The 4,049-nt window shown below is 73.6% G+C and carries 5 protein-coding genes and 1 pseudogene; all 6 read right to left on the bottom strand.

Going from position 1 to position 4,049, the window contains the following annotated elements; genetic code table 11:
• A pseudogene (locus E1200_RS31725) lies at positions 1–280 on the bottom strand (hypothetical protein); the annotation flags it as partial.
• 104 nt (positions 281–384) lie between these two features.
• The gene (locus tag E1200_RS31720; protein ID WP_207933644.1) at positions 385–912 is read right to left on the bottom strand and encodes an adenine phosphoribosyltransferase; all 528 of its coding nucleotides are present in this window, start codon (positions 910–912) and stop codon (positions 385–387) included.
• Between the two features lie 176 nt (positions 913–1,088).
• Positions 1,089–1,565: a preprotein translocase subunit YajC gene (yajC, locus tag E1200_RS31715; protein ID WP_165950549.1), complete on the bottom strand. Its 477-nt coding sequence runs from the start codon at positions 1,563–1,565 to the stop codon at positions 1,089–1,091.
• Between the two features lie 177 nt (positions 1,566–1,742).
• Positions 1,743–2,828: a Holliday junction branch migration DNA helicase RuvB gene (ruvB, locus tag E1200_RS31710; protein WP_131956097.1), complete on the bottom strand. Its 1,086-nt coding sequence runs from the start codon at positions 2,826–2,828 to the stop codon at positions 1,743–1,745.
• Positions 2,829–2,882: 54 nt separating this feature from the next.
• Positions 2,883–3,491, bottom strand: a complete 609-nt coding sequence (ruvA, locus tag E1200_RS31705) for a Holliday junction branch migration protein RuvA (RefSeq protein WP_131956095.1) — start codon at positions 3,489–3,491, stop codon at positions 2,883–2,885.
• The gene (gene ruvC / locus E1200_RS31700; protein ID WP_243709001.1) at positions 3,488–4,048 is read right to left on the bottom strand and encodes a crossover junction endodeoxyribonuclease RuvC; all 561 of its coding nucleotides are present in this window, start codon (positions 4,046–4,048) and stop codon (positions 3,488–3,490) included. Before ruvC ends, ruvA begins: the two co-directional genes overlap by 4 nt.
• Position 4,049: the final 1 nt, after the last annotated feature.

Here is a 4,049-nt window from a genome sequence, read left to right as displayed (position 1 = left end):
GGGCGGGAGCCTGGCCGGGAGCTTCGGTCGCGGGGCGGCGCCGTGGCGCCCCGGGTTTCTTCGCCGGCGCCCGGGACGGCTCGGGCGGCGGCTCGGCGGGCGCTTCGGCGGCGGACCGGCCGGGCGGGGCCCCGGCCTGCGCGGCGCGGCGCGGCGCGGGCGTGCCGGACGGGTCGGCGACCCGCGCGTCCCGCTCCCGCGCGGACTCCGCCACCGGGCCCGTCCCGGCGGCCCGGACGGCGTCGTTCACCGCGTCGGTCGATACCACCTCACCGGGCACCCAGCCTCCTTGGTCCATCCGGACGCATGGTCACCGCGCCCCGCGGGATGCGCCCGTCGCCACCGGTCCCTGATGGCGCCAGTGTATCCGGCACCCATTTCGTACTAGACCGTAACCAGCGAGTGGACGTCCAAATTCCGCAGCTTGTCGCGCCCCTGCAGGAACGACAGTTCCAGGAGGACCGACAGGCCCGCGACCTCGGCGCCGCTGCGGCGGACGAGATCGGCGGCGGCCCTGGCCGTCCCTCCCGTGGCCAGCACGTCGTCGACGATCAGCACACGGTCTCCGGGGTCGAGGGCGTCGAGGTGGATCTCGATCGTCTCGGTCCCGTATTCGAGATCGTAGGTCTCCTCGTCCGTCCGCGACGGCAGTTTCCCCTTTTTCCGCACGGGGACGAATCCCGCGCCGAAGTGGTAGGCGACGGGCGCGGCGATGATGAACCCCCGCGCCTCGATCCCGATGATCTTGTCGATGGTGCCGCGTCCGTGGTGGTTGACGATCGCGTCGACCACGCCGGCGAAGGCGACGTGGTCGGCCAGCAGGGGGGTGATGTCCTTGAAGACCACCCCGGGCTTGGGGTAGTCGTCCACGTCGCGGATCCGCTCCCGGATCAGCTTCCCGAGGTCCACCATCTGCTCCTGCCTGCCTGTGCGTCGTGTCCGCCGGGGTCCGCGTCCGGCGCCGCAGACGAAGACGGCGGCGGACTCGCTCCGCCGCCGTTCTCGTCCAGTACGTCTTCATACACCGGTCGGCCGCCGCCCGCGGGAGGGGGGTCCCGCCGGGATCTCGTGCCGCCGCCGGTGCGGCGTCAGGTGCCGGACTTGCCGGTGGCCTTGACCTTCGCCTTGGGCTCGGCCTCTTCGGCCGCGGCCTCGGTCTCGTCGCCGGCCTCGGCCTTCTCACCGGCGTCGTCCTTGGCGAGGTCCACGCGGTCGTCGGCCTCGTCGTCGTCCTCGTCCTCGGCGTCCTCATCGAGGTCGTCGGACACGTCGTCCTTGAGGACCTGCATGACGGCCTGCTTCACGAAGCGCACCTCGACGCCGTCGGCGATCTCGAGCACGAGGCCGTCGTCGTCGACGTCGACGACGGTGGCCTGCATGCCGCTCGTCGTCAGCACCCGCGAGCCGGGCTCGATGGAGTTCTGCAGCTCCAGCTGCTCCTTGCGGCGCTTGCTCTGCGGCCGGATGAGCAGGAAGTAGAAGACCAGGGGAATGGCGAGGAGGAGGAGCAGGTTGAAAGCCCCGCTGCCGCCCGACTCCGCCGCGATGATCATGTCGCCGCCCATTACTGGGGCATCCTTCCGATGTCGTTGGCCCAGCCTGGTGACCGGACCGGTCATGTGCAACGGGACCGCCGGCTGGAGGCGGTGAACCAAGTCCCGGAGTCTAGAGAGTACGCCAGACCCCGGCAACGACGTGACGTCCGGTGACGCCGGGAAGTTCCCAACCCGTTACCGGGATGATCACTCGCCGGGCCGGCCGGCGTCCCCGTCCACGTCGAAGAGCGTCCCCGCCATCGGCGCGGTCGGCGGCTGCGCGAGACCCAGGTGGGCCCACGCCGCCGCGGTGGCGACCCGCCCCCGGGGCGTCCTCGCGAGCAGCCCCTGGCGCACCAGGAACGGCTCCGCGACGACCTCCACGGTCTCGGGCTCCTCCCCCACCGACACGGCCAGGGTCGACAGCCCGACCGGCCCGCCGCCGAACTTGCGCATCAGCGATTCGAGCACGGCCCGGTCGAGCCGGTCGAGGCCCCGTTCGTCCACCTCGTACAACGCCAGGGCCGCCCGCGCGGATTCCTGGGTGACGGTCCCGTCGGTGCGGACCTCGGCGTAGTCGCGGACGCGGCGCAGCAGCCGGTTGGCGATCCGGGGCGTGCCGCGGGACCGCCCGGCGATCTCGGCCGCCGCGTCGTCGCCGATCTCCACCCCGAGCAGCTTCGCCGACCGCCGGACGATGACCTCCAGCTCGGCCGGGTCGTAAAAGTCCATGTGGGCGACGAACCCGAACCGGTCGCGCAGCGGGCCGGGCAGCATCCCCGCGCGGGTGGTGGCGCCGACCAGCGTGAACGGCGCGATGTCCAGCGGGATCGCGGTCGCCCCCGGGCCCTTGCCGACCACGACGTCGACGCGGAAGTCCTCCATCGCCATGTAGAGCATCTCCTCGGCGGGCCGCGCCAGCCGGTGGATCTCGTCCAGGAACAGCACCTCGCCCTCGGCGAGGGTGGACAGCACCGCGGCGAGGTCGCCCGCCCGCTCGATCGCCGGCCCGGAGGAGATGCGCAGCGGCTGCCCCAGCTCCGCCGCGATGATCATGGCGAGGGTGGTCTTGCCGAGGCCGGGCCCGCCCGACAGCAGCACGTGGTCGGGCGTCCGGCCGCGGCGCAGCGCGCTCTGCAGCACGAGTGAGAGCTGCTCGCGCACCCGCTCCTGCCCGACGAAGTCGCCGAGCTTGCGGGGCCGCAGCGCGGCCTCGATCCGCTGCTCCTCGGCCCCGTCCGCATCCGCGGAAACGAGCCGCTCGAACCCGGCCGTACCCTCCGGCTCAGCCATCCCTGTCTCTGTGGGGGGACGCCCCCCCACACCCCCCGGTTCGCTCTCGCTCATTTATTTGCTCAGCTTCCGCAAAGCGGACTTCAGCAGCGCCGCGACCGGCGGGGTCTCGCCGGCTCCGTCGAGGTCGGCGGCGACGGCGTCGACGGCCGCGTCGGCGTCCTTCGCGGACCAGCCCAGGTTGATCAGGCCCAGCTGCACCTGCTCGCGCCACGGTTCGGCGCGGGCGGGCGCGCGGACGTCGCCGGCGCCGTCGCCGATCGGGCCGCCGAGGCGGTCCCGCAGCTCCAGGACGATGCGCTGCGCCCCCTTCTTCCCGATGCCGGGCACCTTCGTGAGGGCCGTCACGTCCTCGCTCGCCACCGCGTGCCGCAGCGCGTTCGGGGTGTGCACGGCGAGCATCGCCAGCGCCAGCCGGGGCCCGATGCCGCTCGCCGTCTGCAGCAGCTCGAAGACCGTCCGCTCGTCGTCGTCGGCGAACCCGAACAGGGTGAGCGAGTCCTCGCGGACGACGAGCGAGGTCGGCACCGTGGCCTCGTCGCCGACCCGCAGCCCCGCCAGAGTGGCGGGCGTGCACTGCACCGAGAGCCCGACGCCGTGCACGTCGATCACCGCGCCGTCGGGCCCGGCGGCGGCCACCCGGCCGCTGACGAAGGCGATCACTTGGCGCTTCCTCCTCTGCTCCGGGCGGCCAGCCGCGCGCGCTCGGCCCTGGCCGCCTCCTCGATCCGCGACCGCTGCGCCGCGGCGAGCCGCTGCCGCGCTCCGCCGCGCCACACGTGGCAGATGGCCAGGGCGAGCGCGTCGGCCGCGTCCGCGGGCCTGGGGGCCGTGTCCAGGGCCAGGAGCCTGGTCACCATCCGGGTCACCTGGGCCTTGTCGGCCCGCCCGTTGCCGGTGACGGCGGCCTTGGCCTCGCTGGGGGTGTGCAGCGCGACGGGCAGCCCGCGCCGGGCGGCCGACAGCATCGCGACCCCGGCGGCCTGCGCGGTGCCCATCACGGTGCGGACGTTGTGCTGCGAGAACACCCGCTCGACGGCGACGGCATCGGGGCGCAGCTCGTCCATCAGCGCCTCGATGCCCGACTCGATTCCGAGCAGCCGCAGGGCGACCTCGTCATCCGGGTCGGTCCGCACCACCGACACGTGGACCAGGTGGAGCCGCTTTCCCGGGGCGCCCTCGACGACCCCCACCCCGCACCGGGTGAGCCCGGGGTCCACC

Origin of the sequence: Actinomadura sp. GC306 (assembly GCF_004348665.1) — a bacterium.
Lineage (GTDB): Bacteria > Actinomycetota > Actinomycetes > Streptosporangiales > Streptosporangiaceae > Spirillospora.
Note: the sequence above shows the minus strand (reverse complement) of the source record. Positions and strands in the feature narration are given on the sequence as shown.